At 38.0% G+C, this 25,132-nt stretch carries 24 protein-coding genes and 1 pseudogene; 23 read left to right on the top strand and 2 right to left on the bottom strand.

All coding sequences use genetic code 11. The features are described from left to right. The first annotated feature begins 46 nt into the window (after positions 1-46). The 6 genes from MK805_RS16145 (at position 47) to MK805_RS16120 (ending at position 4,566) form a co-directional block, all read left to right on the top strand. Positions 47-484, top strand: coding sequence for a MarR family winged helix-turn-helix transcriptional regulator (locus tag MK805_RS16145; protein ID WP_240876948.1), 438 nt, complete (start codon positions 47-49; stop codon positions 482-484). Between the two features lie 42 nt (positions 485-526). Further along, positions 527-2,110, top strand: a complete 1,584-nt coding sequence (locus MK805_RS16140; protein ID WP_240876976.1) for an MDR family MFS transporter — start codon at positions 527-529, stop codon at positions 2,108-2,110. Between the two features lie 92 nt (positions 2,111-2,202). Beyond that, positions 2,203-2,565, top strand: a complete 363-nt coding sequence (locus MK805_RS16135) for a VOC family protein (protein ID WP_240876947.1) — start codon at positions 2,203-2,205, stop codon at positions 2,563-2,565. A gap of 177 nt (positions 2,566-2,742) precedes the next feature. After that, entirely contained in the window at positions 2,743-3,594 is an 852-nt protein-coding gene (locus MK805_RS16130) for a hypothetical protein (RefSeq protein WP_240876946.1), read from the top strand. Between the two features lie 59 nt (positions 3,595-3,653). Beyond that, positions 3,654-4,379, top strand: a complete 726-nt coding sequence (locus tag MK805_RS16125) for a ClpP family protease (protein WP_240876945.1) — start codon at positions 3,654-3,656, stop codon at positions 4,377-4,379. After that, complete coding sequence (locus MK805_RS16120; RefSeq protein WP_240876944.1) at positions 4,354-4,566, top strand: YlzJ-like family protein; 213 nt, start codon at positions 4,354-4,356, stop codon at positions 4,564-4,566. The genes MK805_RS16125 and MK805_RS16120 overlap by 26 nt, the downstream gene beginning before the upstream one ends. A gap of 21 nt (positions 4,567-4,587) precedes the next feature. On the opposite strand, the gene MK805_RS16115 is transcribed toward MK805_RS16120, so the two are convergent. After that, complete coding sequence (locus MK805_RS16115; RefSeq protein ID WP_240876943.1) at positions 4,588-5,448, bottom strand: esterase/lipase family protein; 861 nt, start codon at positions 5,446-5,448, stop codon at positions 4,588-4,590. Between the two features lie 307 nt (positions 5,449-5,755). Here MK805_RS16115 and MK805_RS16110 point away from each other — a divergent pair, with 307 nt between their 5' ends. The 13 genes from MK805_RS16110 (at position 5,756) to MK805_RS16050 (ending at position 20,694) form a co-directional block, all read left to right on the top strand. Further along, on the top strand, positions 5,756-8,098 hold the full coding sequence (locus MK805_RS16110; RefSeq protein ID WP_240876942.1) for an FtsK/SpoIIIE family DNA translocase: 2,343 nt from the start codon (positions 5,756-5,758) through the stop codon (positions 8,096-8,098). A gap of 489 nt (positions 8,099-8,587) precedes the next feature. Then, positions 8,588-9,880: an EF-P 5-aminopentanol modification-associated protein YfmF gene (yfmF, locus tag MK805_RS16105; RefSeq protein ID WP_240876941.1), complete on the top strand. Its 1,293-nt coding sequence runs from the start codon at positions 8,588-8,590 to the stop codon at positions 9,878-9,880. Beyond that, positions 9,877-11,166: an EF-P 5-aminopentanol modification-associated protein YfmH gene (yfmH, locus tag MK805_RS16100; protein WP_240876940.1), complete on the top strand. Its 1,290-nt coding sequence runs from the start codon at positions 9,877-9,879 to the stop codon at positions 11,164-11,166. Before yfmF ends, yfmH begins: the two co-directional genes overlap by 4 nt. Next, entirely contained in the window at positions 11,167-11,910 is a 744-nt protein-coding gene (gene ymfI / locus MK805_RS16095) for an elongation factor P 5-aminopentanone reductase (protein ID WP_240876939.1), read from the top strand. A gap of 199 nt (positions 11,911-12,109) precedes the next feature. Continuing rightward, positions 12,110-12,358, top strand: a complete 249-nt coding sequence (locus MK805_RS16090; RefSeq protein WP_240876938.1) for a DUF3243 domain-containing protein — start codon at positions 12,110-12,112, stop codon at positions 12,356-12,358. Between the two features lie 240 nt (positions 12,359-12,598). Further along, a complete protein-coding gene (locus MK805_RS16085) occupies positions 12,599-13,354 on the top strand; it encodes a DUF3388 domain-containing protein (protein WP_240876975.1) in 756 nt (251 codons plus the stop codon). A gap of 23 nt (positions 13,355-13,377) precedes the next feature. Continuing rightward, positions 13,378-13,749 carry a helix-turn-helix domain-containing protein gene (locus MK805_RS16080; RefSeq protein ID WP_240876974.1) on the top strand — a complete coding sequence of 124 codons (372 nt, stop codon included), beginning with the start codon at positions 13,378-13,380 and terminating at the stop codon, positions 13,747-13,749. A gap of 15 nt (positions 13,750-13,764) precedes the next feature. Continuing rightward, a complete protein-coding gene (locus MK805_RS16075; protein WP_240876937.1) occupies positions 13,765-14,364 on the top strand; it encodes a helix-turn-helix domain-containing protein in 600 nt (199 codons plus the stop codon). Positions 14,365-14,436: 72 nt separating this feature from the next. Then, a complete protein-coding gene (locus tag MK805_RS16070; RefSeq protein ID WP_240876936.1) occupies positions 14,437-16,119 on the top strand; it encodes a helix-turn-helix domain-containing protein in 1,683 nt (560 codons plus the stop codon). A 56-nt stretch (positions 16,120-16,175) separates the two neighbouring features. Beyond that, positions 16,176-16,943, top strand: a complete 768-nt coding sequence (locus MK805_RS16065) for a helix-turn-helix domain-containing protein (RefSeq protein WP_240876935.1) — start codon at positions 16,176-16,178, stop codon at positions 16,941-16,943. Between the two features lie 249 nt (positions 16,944-17,192). Next, complete coding sequence (gene pgsA, locus MK805_RS16060; RefSeq protein ID WP_240876934.1) at positions 17,193-17,777, top strand: CDP-diacylglycerol--glycerol-3-phosphate 3-phosphatidyltransferase; 585 nt, start codon at positions 17,193-17,195, stop codon at positions 17,775-17,777. Between the two features lie 11 nt (positions 17,778-17,788). Next, positions 17,789-19,042 (top strand): competence/damage-inducible protein A, encoded by a 1,254-nt coding sequence (locus MK805_RS16055; RefSeq protein WP_240876933.1) that lies wholly within the window; start codon positions 17,789-17,791, stop codon positions 19,040-19,042. Then, positions 19,039-20,694, top strand: coding sequence for a DEAD/DEAH box helicase (locus MK805_RS16050; RefSeq protein ID WP_240876932.1), 1,656 nt, complete (start codon positions 19,039-19,041; stop codon positions 20,692-20,694). The genes MK805_RS16055 and MK805_RS16050 overlap by 4 nt, the downstream gene beginning before the upstream one ends. A 45-nt stretch (positions 20,695-20,739) precedes the next feature. Here the strand turns inward: MK805_RS16050 and MK805_RS16045 are convergent, their stop codons facing one another. Continuing rightward, entirely contained in the window at positions 20,740-21,054 is a 315-nt protein-coding gene (locus MK805_RS16045; RefSeq protein ID WP_240876931.1) for a metal-sulfur cluster assembly factor, read from the bottom strand. Positions 21,055-21,287: 233 nt separating this feature from the next. On the opposite strand from MK805_RS16045, the gene recA reads away from it, so the two are divergent. From recA to MK805_RS16025, 4 genes and pseudogenes are all read left to right on the top strand, one after another. Beyond that, the gene (gene recA, locus MK805_RS16040) at positions 21,288-22,391 is read left to right on the top strand and encodes a recombinase RecA (RefSeq protein WP_240876930.1); all 1,104 of its coding nucleotides are present in this window, start codon (positions 21,288-21,290) and stop codon (positions 22,389-22,391) included. After that, positions 22,388-23,023: a regulatory protein RecX gene (locus MK805_RS16035; RefSeq protein WP_240876929.1), complete on the top strand. Its 636-nt coding sequence runs from the start codon at positions 22,388-22,390 to the stop codon at positions 23,021-23,023. The genes recA and MK805_RS16035 overlap by 4 nt, the downstream gene beginning before the upstream one ends. After that, entirely contained in the window at positions 23,023-24,021 is a 999-nt protein-coding gene (locus MK805_RS16030) for a metallophosphoesterase family protein (RefSeq protein WP_240876928.1), read from the top strand. The genes MK805_RS16035 and MK805_RS16030 overlap by 1 nt, the downstream gene beginning before the upstream one ends. Continuing rightward, a pseudogene (locus MK805_RS16025) lies at positions 24,008-25,015 on the top strand (AAA family ATPase); the annotation flags it as partial. The gene MK805_RS16030 and the pseudogene MK805_RS16025, both read left to right, overlap by 14 nt. Positions 25,016-25,132 lie beyond the last annotated feature (117 nt).

Here is a 25,132-nt window from a genome sequence, read left to right as displayed (position 1 = left end):
AAGATCTCAATAGTTTATATGATAGGGATAAAAAGGAGGGAACAAGATGGAGAGCAAAGAGCTTGAACAATATGTAGAGAAATTGCAACAAATTTTCTTACTTACCATGAGACGAATTAGCAAACAAACTACGGATTGTGAGCCTAAATTAACAGGACCACAGTTCTATATTCTTCAATTGCTTCGCAAAAAAGGCCGTAGTACTGTTTCTAGCTTAGCGGAAGAAATGACGGTTAAGCCAAGTGCCATTACAGCAATGATAGATAGGCTTTTAAAGCAGGGATATGTATTGCGGGATCGGGATGAGCAAGATCGGAGGGTAGTTTTTATTCAGATATCAGAAGAAGGAAATGAAACATTAGATGAGACACTAGAGAAAAGAAAACAAGTATTAATGAAATACTTGTCACATCTTGATCGAGAGGAATTAGATTCTCTTGTATCCATATTCAGAAAGCTTTCTCGTATAGACTCTAAGGAGTGAGCTAGTTTGAGTCAGAATTCAGCAAGTTTACCTGTTACAGATATCAAAGAAAAAAAATCAGGTAACGGATTATTGATTACAGGGTTAATAGTAGCTATGTTATTTGCGGCATTGGATAATACGATTGTTGGTACAGCAATGCCGAAAATTGTTGGGGAACTCGGCGGACTAGAATTGATGACATGGCTCACTACTGCCTACATGTTAACCTCCACAGCAATTGTACCAATTGCAGGGAAATTAGCAGACTTATTAGGTCGCAAGGTTGTTTATTTATCGGGTATTTTTATCTTTATGTTAGGTTCAGCTCTTTGTGGAATAGCTTCAACGATGGACCAATTGATATTTTATCGTGCATTGCAAGGTTTAGGCGGCGGGGTTATGATGCCAATGGCCATGATCATTATTGGGGATATTTTTACTGGGGCCCAGCGTGCCAAATGGCAAGGAGTTTTTGGTGGCATTTTTGCGCTGGCTTCTGTAGTCGGTCCTCAAGTTGGGGGCTGGATCGTCGATTCATTAAACTGGAGTTGGGTGTTTTATATCAATCTCCCTGTAGGCCTCTTAGCTTTTATCTTTATTGCAATGGGATTAAAAAGTCATAAAGCTGAGGGACCAGTTAAATTTGATATTCTTGGTATGTTTACGATGATTGTGGGTGTTGTCAGTCTTCTCCTAGCACTCACCTTTGGTGGAAATGAGTATGCTTGGGGCTCCTGGCAAATTATTTCTTTGTTCGTTTTGGCTGTAGTGGGATTAGTCGCGTTTGTGATGGTCGAAAATCGTGCAGAAGAGCCAATTCTACCTATGTATTTATTTAAAAATAGAACCTTTACATTATTAAATGGAATTGGATTTTTGATGTCATTAGGAATGTTCGGTGCGATAATGTTTGTTCCTTTGTTTATGCAAGGTATTATTGGAATTAGTGCTTCAGCATCAGGAACAGTTATGACACCGATGATGTTTTCAATGATTCTTGCTAGTATTTTAGCAGGACAATTGGTAAAGAAGATTGGCATACGCATTCAAATGATCATCGGGATGGCTGTGATGTCTTTTGGTTTTTATTTATTGTCTACGATGACAATGGAAACATCAAAACTGCAAGCGATGACGGATATGGTTATTTTAGGATTAGGTATGGGACTCATTATGCCTTTACTTACACTTGCTCTTCAGGAGTCTTTTCCTAAGTCAGAATTAGGTGTAGTAACTTCTTCAAGCCAGTTTTTCCGTCAAATTGGCGGTACTTTTGGGATGACTATCTTAGGTGCAATTATGAACCATAAATCGTCTACTTTATTAACGAATCAATTGGTTCCAACGTTAGACAAATTGCCACCACAGGCACATGGAATGGTGACACATATGAAAGATCTGGTGGCAAATAATCCACAAGGGTTATATTCGATGCTACTCAGTTCAGAAACAATGAACAAAATTCCTCAAGCGATGCAAAATATATTTGTACCTATTTTAAAAGGTACCTTAGTGGATTCTCTTCATTTAGTTTTTATTGTTGGTTTGGTCTTTGTTATTGCAGGCTTGGTATTTGCCCCATTTCTAAAAAATATTAAAATTTCGGATGGTAAAGAGCCAACAGAAGAGAAAAAAGCATCCTGATCTAAACTCCATATCATATGGAGTTTTTTTATGGATATTTGTATATTTGAACGGAAACCTTATATTTATAAATAAGTATAGGGGTTTTTAACATGTTAACAAACATAGCTACTGTTGCCGTTTATGTAAATGATCAAGAGACAGCTGAGCGTTTTTGGATCGAACAGATGGGATTTGTTCAAAAAGAGAAAAAGCAGATGGGACCAAATAGTTATTGGCTAGAAGTTGCCCCTGAAAATGCACAGACTCACCTTGTGATTTATCCGAAATCCATGATGGCTAACGCGGATGAACATAAAGCATCCATTGTTTTTGTGTGTGAAGATGTAGAACAAACGTATCAGCATCTTATGGAAAAAGGTGTTAATTTTTCAGGAGAACCACAAAAAATGCAATGGGGCACTTTTGTGCAGTTTCAAGATAACGAAGGAAATGAGTACTTATTAAAAAGTTAGGTCGAAGAAATCAGAAAGGAAACGTTCTTCCCTTCTGATTTTTCTTTATGATTTTTGCGGTTTTTGTCAAAGAAGATATTTTTTCATAAGGCAATATATTCCTAAATTTCGCTGAAGTTGTTGCTATTTCAATTTATTTGTCATAATATTAGAATAGCTCCGAAAGGAGGGACGTAGATGGATCCCAATAAATCTTTAGAAGGATTTCGAGTTGATGCTCTGAAACCCAAAAAAGAGGCTATACCTAGTCCAAAGCAAACTTACAAAAAAGGTAATGCTATTTTAATAATTTTATTTGCTAGCCTAATCGGGTTAACAACAGGAATAGGAAGTGCGTTTGCTTTTGGTATTAAGGAAATGCCTCCGAGTTCATCTCCATTAGATGAACCTTCGGCACAATCACATGTGGATCAAGTTGAACCTTCTATAAAACAGTCAGAAATAAAAACATCTGACTTATCACCACAAAAACCTCCAATTGATGAACCAACAGTAAAAGTGACATCACCAAATGATGAGCCAATTAAAAAAGATACTCCTATTACAAAACATAAGGAAGAGAAATCAAAAGATTCGGAAAAGAGTAACCACGAAAAGCATCCGAACGAACATAAATCAGAACCGACCGAATCAAAATCCACATCTGAGCAAAAAACACTTCCTGCATCCAATCAGAATACAGCTATGACATCATCTAAATCGGATAACTATACTTCAAATTCTACGGCTTCATCTGCTGGAGAGCACAAAGTAACAGCATCTGCAGGAAATATTCAAACAGACAAACAAGAGGTTCAAAACAAATCTGTTTCTGGAGCAGTTGACACAAAAACACAAACCAACCAGAAAAGTAATTCATCTGACAAAGTCGCAGTGTCATCAGAAGAAACTCCTGATCCTAAGACAAAGTCTGGAACGTTGCCAGAAACAGCCGGAAATGATCTAAATCATGCAGTTGCTAGTTTTGTCATTGTTTGTTTTAGCATTGCCTATCTCTTAGCAAGAAAAGAAACTCATCCTGAAAATTAGGATGAGTTTCTTTTTGTTTGGTTCATACTAAGGAAAACATAGAAAGGTGGATTTTATTAATGAATGATGAACCAGAAATCCAAGAAGATGCGAAAAAGAAAAACGTAGTTCAAGCAATTCAGCAGTTAGGGCAGACCAATGTACCACAAATGGAGTCAAATATTTTCTGCCTGCCCATCATTGGACAAATAGAAGGGCATTTGGTTATGCCGCCACAAAACAAAACAACCAAATATGAGCATGTTATTCCCCAAATTGTCGCAGCAGAGCAAAATCCAAAAATTGAAGGAGTAGTACTGATCTTAAATACAGTCGGTGGTGATGTAGAAGCAGGATTAGCCATTTCAGAGATGATTGCCACCATGAGTAAACCTACAGTTTCCATCGTATTAGGTGGTGGACATAGCATTGGCGCCCCAATCGCAGTTTCTGCTGACGTTTCTTTTATAGCTGAAACAGCAACAATGACCATACACCCCATCCGGCTAACAGGTTTGGTGATTGGTGTTCCACAGACATTTGAGTACTTAGAGAAAATGCAAGATCGGGTGATTCGGTTTATTTCCAGTCATTCCAAGGTGACAGAAGAGAAGTTACGTGATTTGATGTTTCGGACTGGTGAACTTGCAAGAGATATCGGAACGAATGTGGTGGGAAAAGATGCAGTGGGAATGGGGCTCATTGATCGAGTTGGTGGTATTTCCGATGCAATGAGTGAGCTTAATCGGCTGATAAAAGAGCGAAAAGGAGGAAGCACTGATGCTTCATTGGACACTTCTTCCTGAGGAAATCGTATTCCAAGATCTCACCAATGCGGTTCCACCTATTCATGAAACGATTGTGGATGGTGTAAGGCTTTTAGTTCAGCAAGATGGAGATGCTATGCGAGTAGTTCGGTTACTAAGCCCTGATCCTGCTCATTTTCTCGACCCCCGATTTCAGCCTGGAAATGTGATTTTTCACAGTTCATAATATGATTTTTGTGAGAAAAATTTATTTCACGGCGCGTTCAGGGTTTGCTGGGCCATCATGACTCAATGCATCAAGGATAAAGTTGAAGGTATTCAGATCAAATGGAATGAATTGATGTTCAATCAAATCCAAAGGATAGTAATTTTGTAAGGTGATGTTGACTACTCGTTCAGAAGGCCCAGTTAAAAAGGCTGAAGTATAAGGGACAACTACTTCATCGGTACGTGTGCCAATTGATGTATAAGACACAGTGCCAGGAGTTTCGTCCCCTTGATTTAGTTTTTGAAGAAAATCTGACCCTATCAGTTGTTGCTTGCAAGCATCGCAGTTTGTAAGATCAGCTACGGTAGAAGTAAGCAATTGTAAATTGGCAATCCCATTAGTACCATGATTGCTAGGAACCAGCCCGATCAGATCATCTACTTTATCTTGTCCGCCAAGAAATTTGATATAGTAACGGGCCATCATTCCTCCTTGGCTATGACCAACAAGAGAAACTTTTTTCGATCCTGTCAGTTTCAGTACATTGTCTACAAAGATTTTTAACTCGTCAGCGGACTTTTCGATAGGTCCAGTAGAAGGACCAAGGTTTCCGAGGCCATAATTCAGCGTGTATACACAATATCCCCTCGCTGCTAACCAAGGAGCAAGTGCAGCCCAATTTGCCTGCATGGTTTCAAATGTTCCCGGGACTAATATAACTGGATAAGGGTGTTTCTCATCTGGATGACAACTGGGATTATTTGCTCCAATTGGCGCAGGTCCTTCCTCCGATAGAAATGCTGTGGAGGAATTGGTTTCTGCAAATGCTGTGTTACTAATTAACATGAGACAGGCGCTGGCAAGAAAGGAAAAAATAATTCGGTAAGCTTTCATTTGCATTTGAGTTCCCCTTCCGTCGCATAAAGAAAAAGACCTACAAATTTCTGCGTTTAAACAGAAAAATTGCGGTCTCCATTCTCCGTGCAATTCTTTTATTTTTGATTAACTTATAGTTATTAAAACAAAATGATGAAAGCGCTGTCAATATATAATTTCATATTTTTATATAAGGTTTTGCTTTTTTTAAATTGCAGATGGAAGAGCTTAAATCCACTTCCATATCTAACCAATAAATTCCCAAAAAAACTCACTTGACACGGTGATCCATGTTATAATGCTGGTGAAAGGTTACAGGGAGTTGGATGAAATGGCGAAAAAAGCAACGAAACCAATAAGTACGCCGCGTACAGAAAAATTCAAGCGAGAATTATTATTTGAAATATATGGTATAACGATTCTGGCATTATCGATTATTGCTATGGCAAGTTTGGGAGCGATCGGTAGGAATTTAACGTACCTGGCACGCTTTTTTGTAGGGTCCTATGATTTTCTCATTCCTTTGATTGGAGTGGGTTTAGGTTTTTATGTGATGTTGAAACGCAGATGGCCAAATGATTGGTCACCACGTATGACTGGTATTGTTATAGTTCTCCTTTCGCTTTTAGCTTTCTCCCACTATTTTACGTTTCAATTGCTGATTGCCCAGGGGTTTCATGGGTCCATTATCGATAAGACTTGGAATCTGCTCTTAGCAGAACGGGAATCACGCCTGCCGACGGATGTAGGTGGTGGGATGATTGGCGGAGTGATCTTTGCTCTTTTTTATTTTTTATTTGAAAGTATTGGAACCGTTGTGGCACTCTGTGCATTATTTTTGTGTGGTTTTTTACTTGTGACGGGTTTTTCCTATGTGAAATTTTTCCATCATATAAGTAAGTTTTGGGATGGCAAAAAAGCTGCTTGGAAAACAAAATTGGCTACGTTTTTCGCTTCTTATTATAAGAAAGAACAAAATGTAAAAAATAAAAGACGGCGCAAAGTAACATCTATCGGAAGCGTGACAAAAGATCCAATCATCGAAGAGAAAGAAGAGATAAAGCCGACAATCTTTGATTTTGAAGAGTCTGCTCTAAATAAAGCACCAGTTGAAGAACCGAGGGAACAATTAACGTTAAAAATGGGAACTAAACAGGAGTCACTAAAGCCAGTAAAAGAAGAGGAACATGTAGAAGTTCCTTTTCAGATGGAATCTTCCAATGAACATTATCAGCTGCCTCCGATAAACATCTTGGCACAGCAGAAAAAAACACCGATAGCGGACAAGCACGATCTTAATAAAAATGCGGAAAAATTGGTACATACATTAGAGAGTTTCGGTGTTTCTGCAAGAGTCATCCATATTCATCGTGGACCAGCTGTGACCCGATATGAAATACAACCGCAAGTAGGAGTAAAAGTAAGTAGAATTGTAAATCTAGCCGATGATTTGGCTTTAGTCCTAGCTGCAAAAGATATTCGGATCGAAGCTCCAATACCAGGAAAATCAGCAATTGGTATTGAAGTGCCAAATACAGAAGTTGCGATGGTTGGTCTGCGTGACATCATCGAAAGTGATGAATATCAAAAATCTGATTCAAAATTGACGATTTCTCTTGGTAGAGATATTTCAGGAGACCCCAATGTTGCGGTTCTATCGAAAATGCCGCACTTATTAGTTGCGGGGGCAACAGGTTCAGGAAAAAGTGTGTGTATCAATGGTATTATTGTGAGTTTGCTCTATAAGGCAAAACCAGATGAAGTAAAACTGATGATGATTGATCCTAAAATGGTAGAACTTAACATTTACAATGGTATTCCACATCTTCTTGCTCCAGTTGTCACTGATCCACGTCGAGCAGCTATTGCTCTTAAAAAAGTAGTCAAAGAAATGGAAAAACGATATGAAATGTTTGCAAATATTGGAGCTAGGGATATTGAAAGGTATAATACTTTAGTAGCACAAGAAAAGAATGGACAGCCAAAGTTACCATATATTGTTGTGATAGTAGATGAGTTAGCTGATCTTATGATGGTGGCACCCGGTGATGTAGAAGATGCGATTTGTCGTCTCGCACAAATGGCCAGAGCCGCAGGTATTCATTTGATTATTGCAACGCAAAGGCCATCAGTTGATGTTATTACTGGTGTGATCAAAGCGAATATCCCTTCTCGTATTGCATTTGCTGTTTCTGCTCAGACAGATTCTCGAACAATCCTAGATATGGGTGGAGCAGAAAAACTACTAGGAAGAGGAGATATGCTCTACTTACCAGTAGGAGCTCCTAAACCAGTTCGACTGCAAGGTACGTATTTATCCGATGAGGAAGTGGAGCAAGTTGTTTCTTTTGTGAAAGGTCAACAAGAAGCAAAATATGTACAAGAAATGATTCCTACTTCGACAGAAGGACAGCAAATAGATGATCCTCAAGACGACCTATATTTAGAAGCTGTACAACTAGTTGTAGAAGCGAAAACTGCTTCTGTTTCCTTACTGCAAAGAAGGTTGAGAGTTGGTTATTCCCGAGCAGCTAGATTAATAGATACGATGGAGCAAAATGGAATTGTTGGACCATATGAAGGTAGTAAACCTCGAGAAGTTCGTCTTTCTCTAGAAGAATGGAAACAACAACAAAATGGTAACGCTAATTCCAAGACAGAACAAATTAATTAGAAATCAAAAAGACACCATCAAACGGTGTCTTTTTTTACGAAAATAAGAAAAAATGGTTGAAAAATTTTTTCCTACACAGACTAGGAATATATGTCTTTCTGTAGGAAGGAGAGTAATATAAGCAGTAGAAATAAGAGGAATCACCAAAGTAATACTTGGGCAGATTTTAACTAGATAGAGCACTTAATGATAAGGCGAATCAATTTCCAAATCAAAAATTTGGGATAGTGGATAGCAATTCAGGAGGAAAAATAACGAAAAATGTCGTAGCTATTACTTTTAAAGAGAATGGAATTTTCGATCCGAGAGTTGACGAAAAAAATTGACGATCAGAGTGTCATTAAGAATTAGAGGACTACAAACAACAGATTATAAGCGGTAAAATAAAGGTACCCACTTCTTTATAATCGATAAAACCCTAGTGGAGTGATCATTACTAAGGTTTTTAAGAGATGTAAATTAGGTGAAACATATGAAAGAGGTGTATGCATGAGTTTTGCAACTTTTCAAACTGTATCATTAGGAAATATTCGACTTCATATTTGTCCAAGTGATAAATTCAAGACGACTACATTTTCTGCATTTATTACTAATTCACTGCAATCCGATTCGGTAACAAAAAATGCCTTATTGCCAAATGTTTTAAGCAGGGGAACTCGTTCTTATCCTACTACTGTCGCCCTACGACAAAAATTCAATGAATTATATGGTGCTGGTTCATTTGGAGATGTATTTAAACGGGGAGAACGACAAGTAATTCAGTTCGGAATGGATTTAGCCAATGAGACATATTTACAAGATGCACCATCTTTATTGGAAGAAGGAATCCGCTTATTTTGTGAGATTATATTAGATCCTTTTGCGGAAAATAATCAATTTCATCCTGCTTTTGTGGAAGCAGAGAAGAAAAATTTAAAACAAAGAATAGATAGTTTACAAGATGATAAAATTCGTTATGCTGCTGAACGATGTGTACAAACGATGTGCGAAGGGGAACCTTATTCTCTCTATACATATGGAAATGCAGAAGATATTGCGGCAATTGATGCAAAATCACTTTACGATCATTACCATGAAATACTTGATCGCTCTCCTATCGATCTTTATTGTGTAGGGGATGTAGATAGTGAAGAAGTAAAAACATTATTTGCAAAATACTTCGATGATAAGATGCAAAAAGCTACAAGAGCAGAAGTTCCATTTGCAACCGTTTCTCATCATGTTGACAAAGTAAAAATGGCAGTTGATCGATTAGATGTCAATCAAGGTAAACTAAACATGGGTTGTCGTACGCAAATATCTATTCGTGATGAAGCTTACCCTGCTCTACTCATGTACAATGGTATTCTTGGTGGTTTTGCTCATTCTAAATTATTTATGAATGTCCGAGAAAAAGAAAGTTTAGCATACTATTGTTCTTCGTCTATTGAAAGCCACAAAGGGCTTTTGTTCATTCAAAGCGGTATTGAAGAAAAGAATCTAGAACGTGCGATTGAAATCATAAAAGAACAATTAACAGTTATGAAAAATGGCGAAATTACGGATAGAGAATTAGAACAAACCAAAGCAACACTTTCCAACCAATTACGAGAGGGACAAGATAGAGCCTTTGAATTAATCGGTTTTCATTTTCAATCTGTCTTAAGTGGGAAATCTCGTACATTAGAAGAACTGCTGCAAAAAATTGATGCGATAACCAAAGAAGATATCAAAAAAGTAGCAGAACAGGTTGAATTGGATACGATATATTCTTTGCGTGGAAAAGAGAGGGAAAAACAGTGAAAAAGTTAGATCATCCTCAACTGAAAGAAACATTGTATTATGAGCAACTGCCAAATGGTCTACAGGTATACTTATTACCTAAACCTGGTTTCCAAAAGACATATGCAACTTTTACTACCAAATATGGGTCTATTGACAATACCTTTCAAAGAGAAGGGCAAGAGAAACATCAAGTACCAGATGGGATTGCCCATTTTCTTGAGCATAAGATGTTTGAACAAGAATCTGGAGAAGATGTATTCCAGCAGTTTGCAAGACAAGGAGCTGCAGCAAATGCTTTTACGAGTTTTACTCGTACGGCTTACTTGTTTTCTTGTACAGACCACACAATGGAAAACTTGTTAACACTCCTAGATTTTGTTCAGGAACCTTATTTTACGGATCAAAATGTAGAAAAAGAAAAAGGAATCATCGGCCAAGAAATTAAGATGTATGATGACAATCCAGATTGGCGATCTTATTTTGGATTGATCGAAGCGTTTTATCAAAATCATCCAGTTAAAATTGATATAGCAGGAACGGTTGAGTCTATCAGTAAGATTACGAAAGAAACACTATATGACTGTTACCATACTTTTTACCATCCAAGTAATATGTTGTTGTTTGTAGTGGGTGGTATTGAAGCTGAAAAAACGATTCAATTGATTCGTGAGAATCAGGCAGCTAAAAAGTTCGATCCACCAGCGAAAATTGATAGATTTTATCCAGGAGAATCCAATGCAGTTTCCGAAGCTAAAAAAATCATGAAATTGAGTGTACAGACTCCAAAATGTTTAATGGGTTATAAGGAGAAAAATACAGAAGTAAATCGTACTGGTACAGATCGTTTAAAGCAAGAGCTAGCAACTCAAATTTGTTTAGACGCTATGTTTAGTACTTCTTCCGATTTTTATCAATCTCTATATGATGATGGCATTATAGATGATACTTTTGGTTTTGATTACTCACTGGAGCAAGGATATGGTTTTACGATGTTTGGTGGAGACACACATCAGCCTGAAGAGTTAATTAAACGTATTCAAGAGGAGGTTCCTCGTCGTCTCTCTACTGGTATAACACAAGAAGAATTCAATCGGATTCAAAAGAAACGGATTGGTGCAAGTCTTCGCTCTTTAAATTCATTGGAATGGATTGCCAATCAGTTTACGAGTTATCGCTTTCAGGATGCTGATTTATTTGATATTATTCCTACATTAGAAAAACTGACTTTGGATGATGTGAATGAAAGATTGAGAAACCATTTTCAACCTGAACAATTTGCGGTTTCCCTGGTACTGCCAAAATAGATGTCAGTAGATAAAAAGATCGCATGGATTACAGGTGCTAGTGGAGGGATAGGAGCTGCTATTGCTACTCAATTAGCTAGTGCAGGGGTAGATGTGGGTGTTTGTTATAATCGGAACCAAGCAAAAGCAATGGAAGTAGTACAACAGTGTCGTGATAATGGTGTGGATGCTTATGCTTTTAAGCTTGATGTTACCAAAGAAGAAGATGTGAAAAAGGTATACAAATCTATTTATTTTTCATTGGGAAAACCAACAATATTAGTACATGCAGCGGGACATACAGAAGTAAGCCTCTTCCAAGATTCGAGTACAGAACAATATCATCGTTTGATGGATGTACATGTAAAAGGAGCTTTTCTTCTTGCAAGAACTACTTTGCCACATCAATTGCAAGAAAGATGGGGAAGAATTATATTCGTCTCTTCAATCTGGGGATCAGTTGGCGGAGCAACAGAAGTTTTATACTCAACAGCAAAATCCGCTCTTCATGGAATGACGAAAGCTTTAGCAAAAGAAGTTGCTTTATCAGGAATCACAGTGAATGCAGTTGCACCTGGAGCAGTGGATACGAAACTTTTAAGACAACAACTTACAAAAGAAGAAATTCAAGATTTGGAAGAAGAAATTCCCGTGGGTAGATTAGGGAATCCACATGAGATTGCATCAACAGTTGTATTTTTGTGTCAACAAGAAACATCCTATATAACTGGACAAGTGATACATCAAAATGGTGGTTTGTACTAACGAAAGGAAGTTTCAATAATAGAAAATGTAGAGGTTCCTTAGGTCAGTGGGGATAGATGAGTTCTTGGAGCCAGTGTCTGGTAATTCTTGTCACATCTTAGCGAAAAGACATACTTTCCTATAGGACCGACGCATAATTCCTCTAAGAAGTGGTGATATTATCTTTAGAATGTTATTCACTTTAGGAGGGAAATCTATCATGTCTGTACTACACAACTTTGATGAATGGAAAAAATTTTTACAAGATCGTGTGGAACAAGCATCTAGTCTTGGAATGGACAAATCAACTATACATGATCTTGCTTATGAAATCGGAGACTACCTATCAAAAGACGTAGATCCTAAAAACGAACAAGAGCGTTTGTTAAAGGAATTGTGGGATGTTGCGGATGAAAATCAGCAGCGTGTTATGGCTGATCTTATGGTGAAATTAGTCGACCGCACATAAGTAAAACGTCTGGTTCTCTGATGAAGAGTTCCAGACGTTTTTATTTTGACTCCTAAACTCTACACAATTTTATCATAAAGGCTTCGACTTGCGAAACCACGGGGATTTTATAGCTTCACATTTGTTTTTATTCATTCATACTAGAGTTTTATAGGTGTATTCTCTTCCGAGAGAAAAGAACATGTGCTATACTAATGCGTATAGCTCATGAAGCCTGTCATTCCTTTGAGAGGTGGTATCATGGCAAGTCAAGAATGGTACATGGAGTACCAAATACATAAAAACAGACCAGGGTTATTAGGTGATGTTGCCTCTATATTAGGGATGCTTGCTATCAATATTATCACGATCAATGGTGTTGAAGATCGGCGACGTGGTTTACTCTTACAAACGAGTAACCACGATAAGATTGAATCGCTTCGTCATATATTGTTGCAAGTGGAAGACATTACGCTAACAGCACTTCGACCTCCTAAATTAGTGGATCGTATTGCGATTCGACATGGAAGATATTTAGAACGGTCATCTGAAGATATGCGTACCTATTTTTTTACAAGAGAAGAATTAGGTATATTGGTTGATTTTATGGCAGAGCTATTTCAACGTAAAGGTCATCAGCTAATTGGCATTCGAGGCATGCCTCGAATTGGGAAAACAGAATCGATTGTTGCTTCCAGTGTTTGTGCAAATAAGAGATGGATTTTTTTGTCATCCACTTTGTTGAAACAAACAATGCGTAGCCAACTTACGAGAGATGAATTCTCCGAAGAAAGGGTTTTCATCATCGATGGTGTTATGTCGACTAGAAGAGGCGATGAAGAGCACCGAATGCTACTCAGAGAAATAATGAGTTTAAACGCAACTAAAGTAATTGAACATCCAGATGTATTTGTCCAACAAACCGAATACTCCTTAGATGATTTTGATTACATTATTGAATTAAAGCAAGATTCGTCTGAAACTATCACACTTGAAGACTTGGAACAAGATTTTTAAGGGGGATAATGCACTTGGCTGGCGTGGGGAAGTACTTGAAACAAGCGCGTGAGAAAAAAAGTTATACGCTTGAAGATATGACTGAACTCACGAATATTGAGAAGAAATACTTGCAAGCTTTGGAAAAGGAAGAGTATGATTTACTTCCTAGTCCTTTTTACGCACGCGTCTTTCTTAAAACGTATGCAAAGTATTTAAACCTTAATATAAGTTCTCTTTTGCAGTTGTATGAATCATCGCAAATGGCAAAACAGTCTTCCACGCCAATAAAGCCAAAGATAGAAGCAGTTGAATTACCTAAGCGGTCACCAGCTAAAAAAAAGAAAATTTCTTCTCTCTGGTTGATTGTAGCTATTATCCTCATTTTGGGTATGGTTTACATGCTTTTCCAATAGAGGGAGGATCAAAAGTTGAAAGAATTGGGATACCATTTGCGATCAACACGTGAACAGTTAGGTATTTCCATTGAAGAATTGTCAGAAGCGACTAGGATAGAAATAAAATATTTAGAGGCGATTGAACGTGGAGATTTTGAAGCTCTACCTGGCCCAGTATATATTCGGTCCTATCTTCGTACATATTCCATCTATATAAATTTGGACCCTCGCAAGGTTATTAAGATTTATCAAGAAAGTAAACAGGTAGCAGCTGAGCACTTGTCACGTACTGCAAGGATTCAAAGAGAACAAGTGCTACAGCGTTCCGATGAAACCTCGGTCCTTTCTCGAAGTAAAAAGCAGGAATTTGGACGTTCTTCGGAAAAGATGGTAACTATGTCACGTGCTGTGAAAAACCAATCACAGACAAATAAGTCTAAAAAGAAAGCCAAAAAGAAAAAAGATTCAGGATTTGCTAAGTTTTATAATGGATTACTAATCACTGGTTTTCTGTTATTATTGGTTGCGGCAGGTATTGTTGTTTATCTCCGCTCAACAAGCACAGAGGTTGCAGAAATATCTGACAAGGTAAAGCCTTTGACAGCTTCAGAATCCAATGGTATGCTTGGATAAAATTTATGACAATTTTATGTCGGTTGTGCAATTGTTGATGATTGATGCACAACCTATCAGGAGGTGGCTGGGGTGTCTGTCGAAATTGGTAATTTTCTTCGACAAGCCCGAGAGTCGGTAGGACTGTCCCTCGACGAAGTACAAGAAAAAACGAGAATACAAAAATCGTTTTTAGAAGCAATTGAAAAGGGAGATTTCGATAAATTACCAAGTCCATTTTATGTGAGAACCTATCTTCGATCTTATGCAAATTGTGTAAAAGTGGAACCTCATTACATTTTGCGTGAATATCGGAAAAAGGAGCAAGCAGAACGATACCAAACAGGTCAATTTGACGCTTCTCAATTGACAGAGCAGTTAAACAAATTGGGTCAAACTGGTATGCATAAGTTTGGGTTAACTGGTGCAATGCCGAAAATATCACCAAATACGAAATCTTCGGCTGCTATTAATCGAACAAGCGCAAAAACAGCTCTAACCATTGCAAATCCAATATCGAACACTGCTAAGCTTCCTATGATGCAGAGGCGAGAAGAATTAGAGAAGACAGCAAAACCTCAGGTTCTCTCGAGCAATAAGCCTAAAAAGGAACAAAAGTTTCCATCTTTATTACCATCACAAGCACTTACTACTCGTGGTGGAACACCTACAGTAAAAGAAAAACGTTTTGTAACAAATGAAAACTCTATGGTAAACCCGTCTAATAAAGAAGGAAGTACCGCTGTAGAACAGACGACATTGATTCAGAAACAACAATCTTCTCGCTTGAAAAAACAGGTTACATCACCTCAATCTACGGCGAGTAGTACTGCACAATTTGTACCATCAAGATTGAATAAAACACCTGAATCTTCTACTTTATCTCGTACACAAGCAAATAAAAGACCAACTCAACCAGAACAGGTCGTAAATGAACATACAAAACCACTTAAAACAGAACAAAAGACAAATTCTTTCCAAGAAAGTACAATACTTTCTCGGTCTTCACGCTTTCGTAATTCTAACACTTTACCTACTGTTAATAATAAGTTTTCAAATGGAAATACAGAGTTACAGGAGAAAGCGGCAGTAGAAGAGGAAAATATTAGTAATAATCGGTCAGTTGGCGGTTTCAAAGAATCTCGTTTTGCATCAAGAGATACAGGGGATTTCAAGACAGGATCTTCTATCTCCCAAGATACAACAGAAGTAAAAACACTTCGCAGAAGTTCTATTCGAAATCGTCCGGTTCAAAACTCAAATGGGTTCTTTAGTAGTAGAGTTATCATCGCTAGTATTGCTGCTGCTCTACTTCTTGTGGGTATCGGTTGGTATTTATTATCAGGAAATAGTGAGGACGACAAAAAAGTTGTTCAAGAAAAAAATACTACCACTGAAGAAACAAAAACAGAACAGAAACAGCAAACAGCTGGTCCTTCTACCAAAGAGACTGCTGCTAGTACATCTCTGGGGAACTTGAAAAAGGAATCTGCAGGACTTTACACGCTGACAGGTACAGATACTGCAAAAGTTGTTCTTGATCCATCTGGAACATCTTGGGTACAGCTTCGGACTCAGCAAAATCCTACCACTGATCCTAATAAATATTTAAAAGATGTTACCTTAACAAGTAAAGATGCTACTTTTGAATATAACCATACATTCAAAGATAAACCTGATCTTTATATTGTATTAGGTTCACCAGATAATGTAAAAGTAACAATTAACGGTACTCCCGTTACTTCATCAAAAATCATACACATTGTAAAAAAATAAGAGCAATGGCCCTCTCTTGGGCTGTTCTTTTTTATATACTGATAGGGGAGAGACTATTGAGTCAACTTAAAGAAGTGCGTGAAACGTCTTTTCTCGATCTGGAGGAGATTTCAGATCATCTTTCTATACCTAAGTTGTATTTGCAAGCAATCGAGGAAGGGGATTTTTCTCATTTGCCTCAAAAAAGGCAATTGGCAGAAAGATATATTACTACTTACGCTGATTTTTTAGAAGTTGATGTGGATCCTATTATTGATTCTTATCGTCATTTTAGGCGTCCAGAACAAACTTTCACTCCCAGAAGAAGGGGAAGTAGATCTGCTCGATCAAAAGAGAAGCCTGTTTGGTATACTTATCGATATTATTTATTAATATGTGGTGCTTGTTTAAGTTCAGCACTTGTCGCATGGCTCTTCATACCAAGTGAGAAATCAGGAAGTACAAATTCGATGAAGCAACCATTACAAAATCAAACAACTCCTGTCTCATTTAACAAAGAAAGGCCGATTTTTACATTACAGAAAGCATCCTCTGATTCATCCATCGAACAGACATGGTTTATTTCACAAGCGGATTATATACATGTGCAAATACAATCACTTGAAGATGTCAATTTTCGAATTCGTGAAGATAATATCAAAGGGAAAATCATTGCCGATAAAGAATTGTCAAAGAGTGAATCTTTTGATTTAAACGGCAAAAAGTGGGTTTTTATTCACATTGATGACCCGAGCAAAGTAATAATGAGAGTGAATGATGTTGTAATTGATACAGTTTCTCAAAAAACGGGAACTACCTATGAATTTAAAATTGTATCTAATTAAATTCTATCCTGTTACATTTTTGACATCACTCTCTGCTGTAGTTTATACTTACGAAAGGATTGCTTTCTTCCTTTTTTGATATTCAATTTTGAATGGAAATAGTGGATAATAGTGATGAAGACCGAGAAAGTTTCATAAATAAACATGTGTGCGATATCCGTACAACAAAAAGCCCATGGCATTGGGATAACGGCTTATTTTTCATCTCCCTTCCCAGCCAAGAGAAGTAAATCAGGGAGGTAGTTGTTGGTGAACTTGGCCAATAAAATAACATTAGTACGTATTTTTCTTGTGCCTGTCGTGATGATTTTTTTGCTAATTCGCTTTGATTTTGGCGTCGTGCGACTTGGCGTGGTTACACTTCGGGTTAGTGAGCTGATCGCAACTTTTGTTTTTATTATCGCTGCTGTTACAGACGGATTAGATGGCTACATAGCAAGAAAAAATAAAACCATTACCAATTTGGGCAAGTTCTTAGACCCACTTGCTGACAAGCTATTGATAACCGCTGCGCTTATCTCACTTGTAGACATGCAGCGGCTCCCGGCGTGGATTGCTATTGTAATCATAAGCCGTGAATTTGCGGTTACAGGTCTTCGATTGATTGCAGTTGCGGAAGGCCATATTATTGCAGCGAGTACACTTGGTAAAATTAAAACCATTGTACAAATTGTGGCAATTGTATCGCTTATGTTGAATAATTTTCCGTTTTCTAACTTTGCTTTCCCCTTTTCCATCATTGCTACATGGTTAGCTGTCATTATCACCATTTTGTCAGGACTTGACTATTTTTATAAAAATAGGAAAATCGTATCTCTTACTAAAAACGGATGAGGAGTTGCTCCATGCAAGCCGAAGTAATTACAGTCGGATCCGAGCTCATGCTAGGTGTTACACTTAATACTCATTCACAGTTTATTTCTCGTGCATGCGTTCCTATTGGTGTAGAAGTTGCCTATCATACGTCTGTTGGAGATCATGCTGATCGTTTAGCAGAGGTAATAAAGGTAGCTCATAGTAGATCACAGCTGGTATTCCTATGTGGTGGTCTCGGGCCAACATTAGATGATTTAACAAAAGAGACATTGGCAGACATGTTAGGAGAAACATTAGTAGAAGATCTACAATGGCGACAACGTTTAGAAAGACATTTTTCAAAGCGTAATACTCCTATTCCCACTAATAATTACAAACAGGCATTGGTATTTTCCTCAGGAATTGTATTCCCCAATGAAAAAGGTACTGCTCCAGGCTTATCCATTACGAAAGATGGAGTTATTTATATATTATTGCCTGGTCCTCCCGGTGAATTAAAACCAATGTTTGAACAACAAGTACTTCCTTTTTTGCATCGTATATTACCATCGAAAGAGGTCATTTACTCACATCCCATGTCTTTTTTGGGGATTGGAGAGTCTGCTCTAGAAGAAGAGTTAAAAGATTTAATTATCACTTCTGATAATCCTATTCTTGCCACATATGCAATGGATATTGGAGTAACTTTGCGAATCACCTCACACGCAGAATCGGAAGATTTAGCAAAACAATTGATTGAACCAATTCGAAACGAAATTTTGTCCAGAGTTGGGAAACACTGTTATAGTGAGAGCGAAGAATCTCTAGAAGAATTAGTAATTCATCATTTAAGAAATAACAAGCAAAGTGTCGCTACAGCAGAAAGTTGCACAGGTGGCCTCGTTGTTCATTTATTAACTACTGTTCCAGGTGCTAGTGAAGAAGTGAAAGGTGGATTTGTATCCTATTCAAATAAAGCTAAAACCGATATTGTAGGTGTTTCCACTCAGGTACTAAAAGAATTTGGAGCAGTAAGTATGAAAGCTGCTGAGCAATTAGCAGAACAGACAAGACAAAGGTTTCAAACTGACTTTGCAATAAGTGTGACAGGAGTAGCAGGTCCTGCTTCATCTGAAAGTAAACCAGTTGGTTTGGTGTATATTGGTTTGGCTCAAATAGGTATGCCTACTGCTGTCTTGGAGTTATCGTTAACAGGAGATAGAGAACGTATTCAAAAATCTGCAGCAAAACATGCATTGTTCTTTCTACTTGAACGGCTAAAGAAAGGTGAAACTACGATATGAAACGTTTTGAGGATTTTGATCTAAGTAATGATATCATGAAAGGGATACAAGATATAGGTTATGAAGAGCCTTCCCCTATTCAAGCTGAGTGTATCCCAGCTGTTATACGCGGAGAAGATGTGATTGGGCAAGCTCAAACTGGTACAGGCAAAACAGCCGCATTTGGTATTCCAGTTTTAGAGCGTATTGATCCATCTGATAATCGTGTCCAAAGTATTATTTTAACCCCTACTCGGGAGCTAGCTATTCAAGTTTCCGAGGAACTACGGCGTTTAGGGCGTCCAAAAAGAGTGAAAACATTGCCTATATATGGTGGCCAATCCATAATTAGACAAATTAAAGCTTTACAACAAGGTGTACATGTGGTGATTGGCACACCGGGAAGATTACTAGACCATTTGCGCAGAGGCACATTAAAAACAGATGGTGTAGAAGTAATAGTTTTAGATGAAGCAGATGAAATGCTAGATATGGGTTTTATCGATGACATCGAGACAGTACTCAGATTTTTGCCTGGACAACGTCAATTACTACTGTTTTCAGCTACCATGCCCCCAGCAATTCGTCAGTTATCTCACAAATATATGAGAAAACCTAAATATATCACTATCAATCGGGGTGAAGTTACCGTACCTATGATTCAACAGGTTTATTACCGAGTCCTGGAAAATATGAAGGTGGAAGCTCTCTGTAGAATCTTAGATAGTGAAGAAATTGAGTTAGCAATTGTTTTTTGCCGTACCAAAAAAGGGGTCGATGATTTAACGGAGGCTCTTCAAGTAAGAGGTTATTTAGCAGGCGGGCTACACGGTGATCTGCAACAACAACAACGTGACCGGGTAATGGGGCAGTTTCGCCAAGGTGAAATAGAACTTCTTGTTGCTACAGATGTTGCTGCTCGAGGCATTGATGTCGGGAGTGTAACTCATGTGATTAATTACGATATCCCTCAAGATGTAGAAAGTTATGTCCATCGAATTGGACGTACTGGTCGTGCAGGTCGCACAGGGATGGCTCTTACTTTAATTACTCCTCGTGAAATGAAACAACTGCGTCTAATCGAGCAAGAAACAGGAGCAAAACTTGTATCCCGTGAGCTTCCCACTTTAGAAGAAGTAGCAGCGAAACAACAACAAAGTTGGATTTCACAAATTGAAGATGTTATTCGCTCTGAAGCTGATCTTTCTTTATTTGAAGATATGACCCAGCAGCTTGCCGACAAGTTCTCAGCAGAAAAAGTGGCAGCAGCATCTTTATACCTTACTTTCTTTGAACGATTTAATAAAGCTAGCGATGCTTCTTATAATTTTGGGGAGACAGGGGCTTCTCCTGGGATGGTGCGTTTCTTTATTAACGTCGGGCGTAATAGCAATCTTCGTCCACAAGAGCTCGCTAAAGCAATTGCTGATCATGCTGGTATTGGTTTGCGTCAAGTGGGACGAATCAATATTTATGATCGTTTCTCGTTTGTAGAAGTTCAAGAAGAGATTGCTCCGTTTGTTTACGAGGCTCTTCAACAATCCCGTATCAATGGAATGCGTGTCAACATGGAACCCGCAAGACCAAGGACCAATTCACCAAGACCTGCAACACGCGAATCACGTTCTGATTCAGGTAGGAGTCGCAGACCAGAAGTGAATGCAAGAGGTTGAATATAAGTAAAATGCACCTAGCTGAGGAATGCTAGGTGCATTTTTTCAATCTGGAATTCCTAGAGCTATTTTTGCATAGCGAGACATTCGGTCTTTGCTCCATGGTGGGTCCCAAACGATATCTACTTCAATTTCGTCTACACCTTCGACTTTTCGAACAGCGTCTTCTACTAGACCATTTATCATTCCAGCTAAGGGGCAACCCATTGCGGTTAAAGTCATGGTTATTTTGACATTATTGGATTCACTTATATCAATATCATAAACTAATCCTAAGTTAACGATGTCGATGCCTAGTTCAGGATCGTTTACTTCTTCTAACTGCTCCAATATTTGGCTTCTCAATTGATCTTTGTCCATATGACTACCCTCCTATGAACTTAGATTACCACATTTGTGCAAGTTCTAACGCAAATATTTTACAGAATAAATGTTCGGGAAAAGGCTTGTTATCCTTTGAGAAACAAGTTATGATAGAGAAGATGAAAGTGATGAAAAACTTCTTACTACTCATAAGATCGTGTATACAAACTGAAAATAAGTAAGAATAATGCAATCATTCTAACTTTATGAAAGAGGGAGAGTTTCTACATATGTCAGATCGTAAACAAGCCTTGGAAATGGCACTGAGACAAATCGAAAAGCAATTTGGTAAAGGTTCTATTATGAAAATGGGAGAAGAAGCTTCCAATCAAGTAGAGACTATCTCCAGTGGTGCTCTTGCTCTTGATATTGCACTTGGAGTAGGAGGATATCCTCGTGGACGTATTATTGAAGTATATGGACCAGAATCGTCAGGTAAAACCACTGTCGCATTGCATGCAATAGCAGAAATTCAAAGAAATGGCGGTCAAGCTGCATTTATTGATGCAGAACATGCCCTTGACCCTGTTTATGCACAAAAATTAGGTGTGGATATTTCTGATCTACTCTTATCCCAACCAGATACAGGGGAACAAGCATTGGAAATTTCTGAGGCTTTGGTGCGCAGTGGAGCAATTGATATTATTGTGATTGACTCTGTAGCAGCGTTGGTTCCAAAAGCGGAGATAGAAGGAGAAATGGGAGATTCTCATGTAGGTCTTCAGGCCCGATTGATGTCCCAAGCATTGAGAAAGTTATCTGGTGCGATCAACAAATCCAAAACTATTGCGATCTTTATCAACCAGATCCGTGAAAAAGTTGGTGTTATGTTTGGTAACCCAGAAACAACTCCAGGAGGACGTGCTTTGAAGTTCTACTCCAGTGTACGTTTGGAAGTACGTCGTGCGGAAACCATCAAACAAGGTACCGATATGGTTGGAAACCGGACTAAAATCAAAGTGGTTAAAAACAAAGTTGCCCCTCCATTTAAAGTGGCTGAAGTAGATATTATGTTCGGTGAGGGTATTTCAAAAGAAGGTAGTGCACTAGATATTGCTACGGAATTAGAGATTGTAAATAAGAGTGGAGCATGGTACTCTTTCAATGGTGATCGCATGGGTCAAGGCAGAGAAAATGCAAAGCAATTCCTCAAAGAAAATACGGATACCTTCTTAAAGATTGAAAATCAAATTCGTGCACATTATGACCTACCAGTTATTCATGTAGAAGAAGCTGCCGCTACGGTAGAAGTCGAAGAAGCGGAAAAGCCAAAAAGAGGCCGTAAAGCAAAGGAGAAAGCGGAGGAAGAAACACCGCTATTTGATCTCAAGTGATAATTTCAGCTATTGTAGGACAACGACATAAGCGTTACGAAATCCAAGTGGATGGAGAGCCTGTGCTCTCTGTCCATGAGGATGTTTTGGTAAAGTATGGTTTACATAAAGGGATGGAAATAGAACCTTCCTACCTAACAGAAATCAGCGAGGCTCAGGAGCGTCATTATGTAACCCAAGCCTTTTTTCGTTATATCAGTTATCGTCCAAGAACCGTGAAAGAAGCAGAGAAACATTTACTAGAAAAAGGATTTGATGAAATACTTATCAAATCTGTTCTCGAATCAATGAAACAGCAAGGCTTTTTGGATGATCATCAATATGCAGTTAGTTGGATTAAAGAAAGACAGATGGGTAAAAAACTAGGAATTAATCGTCTTAAGCAAGAATTAAAACGCAAGGGAGTTTCTTCTACTAATATTGATAAGGCTATTCAAGAAGAGAACATCATCGAGGAGCGCCAGTTGGTGACGGAGGTCGCCGAACGGCGCTATTCTCGTCTTTGTCAAGAAGATTGGCAAACCATTGAACGTCGATTGGGCTCTTATCTTTTACGAAGAGGATTTCCCTCCCATTTGGTTCGTCAAGCATTGCAGCATATCAGAAACAAACGTGATCTGGAGGGGTCATAATGCGTTTGCTTTATTTCACAGATACGCATATTCGAGGGACTTCTCCTCGTGGTCGTACAGATGATTTTTTTGAGTCGATGAAGCGAAAATTAAACGAAATTATACAGATAGCAGAAAAAAATAAAGTGGACTATGTGTTACATGGTGGAGATGTCTTTGACCGTCCTAACTTGTCCCCTGCAGTGGTTCGGGAGTTTGCCCAACTTTTTCGTGAATTTTCCGTCCCCGTATATGCCATTGCTGGTAATCATGATATTTTTGGCCATAATCCTGCCACTGTAGATCGTACGATGCTTGGTTTACTAGAGGCTTTTGGTGTTTTGACATTAGTAAAACCAAAAGAACATGTTGTGTTATCAGATGGTACTTATCAAGTTCAATTAACTGGACAAGCATTTCATTACGATTTGGATAAACGTACCATAACAGAAGACTATGCCGTTACCAATCGTATAGGAGCAGATTATTGTATACATATGGTTCATGGTATGCTTGTAGACAAAGCATTGCCGGAAGGAGTGCCTCATACGATGGTATCCGCTTTATTGGAAATGGAAAGCGATGCAGATATATTATTGACAGGACACTATCATGCAGGTTTTCCTATCCAGCATAAAAACAATAAATATATTATCAATCCAGGTTCAGTTGCTAGACTTTCAAATCAGCAAGCAGAAATCAGGCGTATGCCACAAGTTGTTCTAATCGAATTAGGAAAAGAAATTCAAATCCAGTTTCAAAAATTAACGACAGCTGCTCGTGGAGAAGATGTTTTTGATCGATCTGTTCAAGAAGAGTCTTTATATCGACAGGAGAAATGGGCCCAATTTGCTCAAGAAGTGAATGCAGCGGGCATCTATCAAGGGATTCAAGTAGAGGAAATCATTGAAGAGATCGCTAAGATTGATCTATTGGATCCTTCTGTTAAAGCGGAAGCATTGAAAAGAATTGGAGAAGCTCAAGAGATGGCAGGGGAAAAGAATAATGATACATTTTAAAAAATTAATCATAAAAAACTTCCAATCCCATGTACATACAGAACTAGATTTTCATCCGGGTTTAAATGTGTTTGTAGGTCCATCCGATAGTGGAAAAAGTGCTATTTTACGTGCACTTCGTTGGGTCTTATTCAATTCCCCTAGAGGAACGGAATATATTCGTATAGGTGCTAATCTCTGTGAAGTAGCACTCCATTTAGATGATGGAACTATTATTAGACGAATTCGTAATCAAAATTCCATTAATCGTTATCAATTGGAAAAAATAGGCGAAGAGCCGCAAATTTTTGAAGGTTTTGGTTCAGAAGTGCCTTTGGAGATAGCCAATGCTCATCAATTTAGACCTTTGGAGTTGGATCAAAAAGATATTTTTTTACAAGTGGGTAATCAGCTTGATGGTCCTTTTCTCCTATCTGAATCCAGCGGGGTAAAAGCCAAGACAATTGGTCTAGTTAGTGGTGCCCATTTGATAGATAGAGCATTGAAGAAGTTAAATAGTGATCGAATACAACTCGCTTCAAAAAATAAATATCTTCTTGAACAAAGGAAAAATGTGGAGCAAAAACTTCAACCCTTTGAGAATCTAGATATCTTAGAGTCAGCTCTCCTACAAGCTGAAAAACGGGCATCTGACATAAAAGAAAAACAATCTCTTCTTATTCAATTAAAGCAGTTGGCATACCAATATAAACTGGTAACTCAAGAAAAACGAGTACAAAAAGATATATTGGAGAGGTTTCCTAATATAGGCGAAGCTGAACATATCTCTATTTCATTAGAAAATAAATTATTATATCTTCGCCAATATCGACAACTTTTAATTCGTTATCGTCTTCATGTTGAAGAAAAAACAGAACAGGAGTCTATTCATAACAAAACTGAATCTATTATCCAAGTAGAACAAATTCAACAGGAAATAGACACGAAAATGAAAATCGTGAATAACTACAAAAAGTTTCAAAATGAATACAGTAAGATTCAACTGGAAAAAGAAAAATTAAAAAATGTTTTGCAGCAAACGGAGAAAATAGATCACGGAATGAATTTTGTAAGCGCTGTAGAAGTAAAGCGCAATCAGTTAGAAGCATTAATGAAGTGGAAACAGATTTGG

This window comes from Shimazuella soli, from assembly GCF_022511585.1.
Classification (GTDB): Bacteria; Bacillota; Bacilli; order Thermoactinomycetales; family Thermoactinomycetaceae; genus Shimazuella; species Shimazuella soli.
Note: the sequence above shows the minus strand (reverse complement) of the source record. Positions and strands in the feature narration are given on the sequence as shown.

What these genes read in the sequence shown, in the direction of transcription:
- MK805_RS16145 (WP_240876948.1), top strand. Translation starts at nt 47, where the DNA reads ATGGAGAGCAAAGAGCTTGAACAATATGTAGAGAAATTGCAACAAATT.
- MK805_RS16135 (WP_240876947.1), top strand. Translation starts at nt 2,203, where the DNA reads ATGTTAACAAACATAGCTACTGTTGCCGTTTATGTAAATGATCAAGAG.
- MK805_RS16130 (WP_240876946.1), top strand. Translation starts at nt 2,743, where the DNA reads ATGGATCCCAATAAATCTTTAGAAGGATTTCGAGTTGATGCTCTGAAA.
- MK805_RS16125 (WP_240876945.1), top strand. Translation starts at nt 3,654, where the DNA reads ATGAATGATGAACCAGAAATCCAAGAAGATGCGAAAAAGAAAAACGTA.
- MK805_RS16120 (WP_240876944.1), top strand. Translation starts at nt 4,354, where the DNA reads ATGCTTCATTGGACACTTCTTCCTGAGGAAATCGTATTCCAAGATCTC.
- MK805_RS16115 (WP_240876943.1), bottom strand. Translation starts at nt 5,448, where the DNA reads ATGCAAATGAAAGCTTACCGAATTATTTTTTCCTTTCTTGCCAGCGCC.
- MK805_RS16110 (WP_240876942.1), top strand. Translation starts at nt 5,756, where the DNA reads ATGGCGAAAAAAGCAACGAAACCAATAAGTACGCCGCGTACAGAAAAA.
- yfmF (WP_240876941.1), top strand. Translation starts at nt 8,588, where the DNA reads ATGAGTTTTGCAACTTTTCAAACTGTATCATTAGGAAATATTCGACTT.
- ymfI (WP_240876939.1), top strand. Translation starts at nt 11,167, where the DNA reads ATGTCAGTAGATAAAAAGATCGCATGGATTACAGGTGCTAGTGGAGGG.
- MK805_RS16090 (WP_240876938.1), top strand. Translation starts at nt 12,110, where the DNA reads ATGTCTGTACTACACAACTTTGATGAATGGAAAAAATTTTTACAAGAT.
- MK805_RS16085 (WP_240876975.1), top strand. Translation starts at nt 12,599, where the DNA reads ATGGCAAGTCAAGAATGGTACATGGAGTACCAAATACATAAAAACAGA.
- MK805_RS16055 (WP_240876933.1), top strand. Translation starts at nt 17,789, where the DNA reads ATGCAAGCCGAAGTAATTACAGTCGGATCCGAGCTCATGCTAGGTGTT.
- MK805_RS16050 (WP_240876932.1), top strand. Translation starts at nt 19,039, where the DNA reads ATGAAACGTTTTGAGGATTTTGATCTAAGTAATGATATCATGAAAGGG.
- MK805_RS16045 (WP_240876931.1), bottom strand. Translation starts at nt 21,054, where the DNA reads ATGGACAAAGATCAATTGAGAAGCCAAATATTGGAGCAGTTAGAAGAA.
- recA (WP_240876930.1), top strand. Translation starts at nt 21,288, where the DNA reads ATGTCAGATCGTAAACAAGCCTTGGAAATGGCACTGAGACAAATCGAA.
- MK805_RS16030 (WP_240876928.1), top strand. Translation starts at nt 23,023, where the DNA reads ATGCGTTTGCTTTATTTCACAGATACGCATATTCGAGGGACTTCTCCT.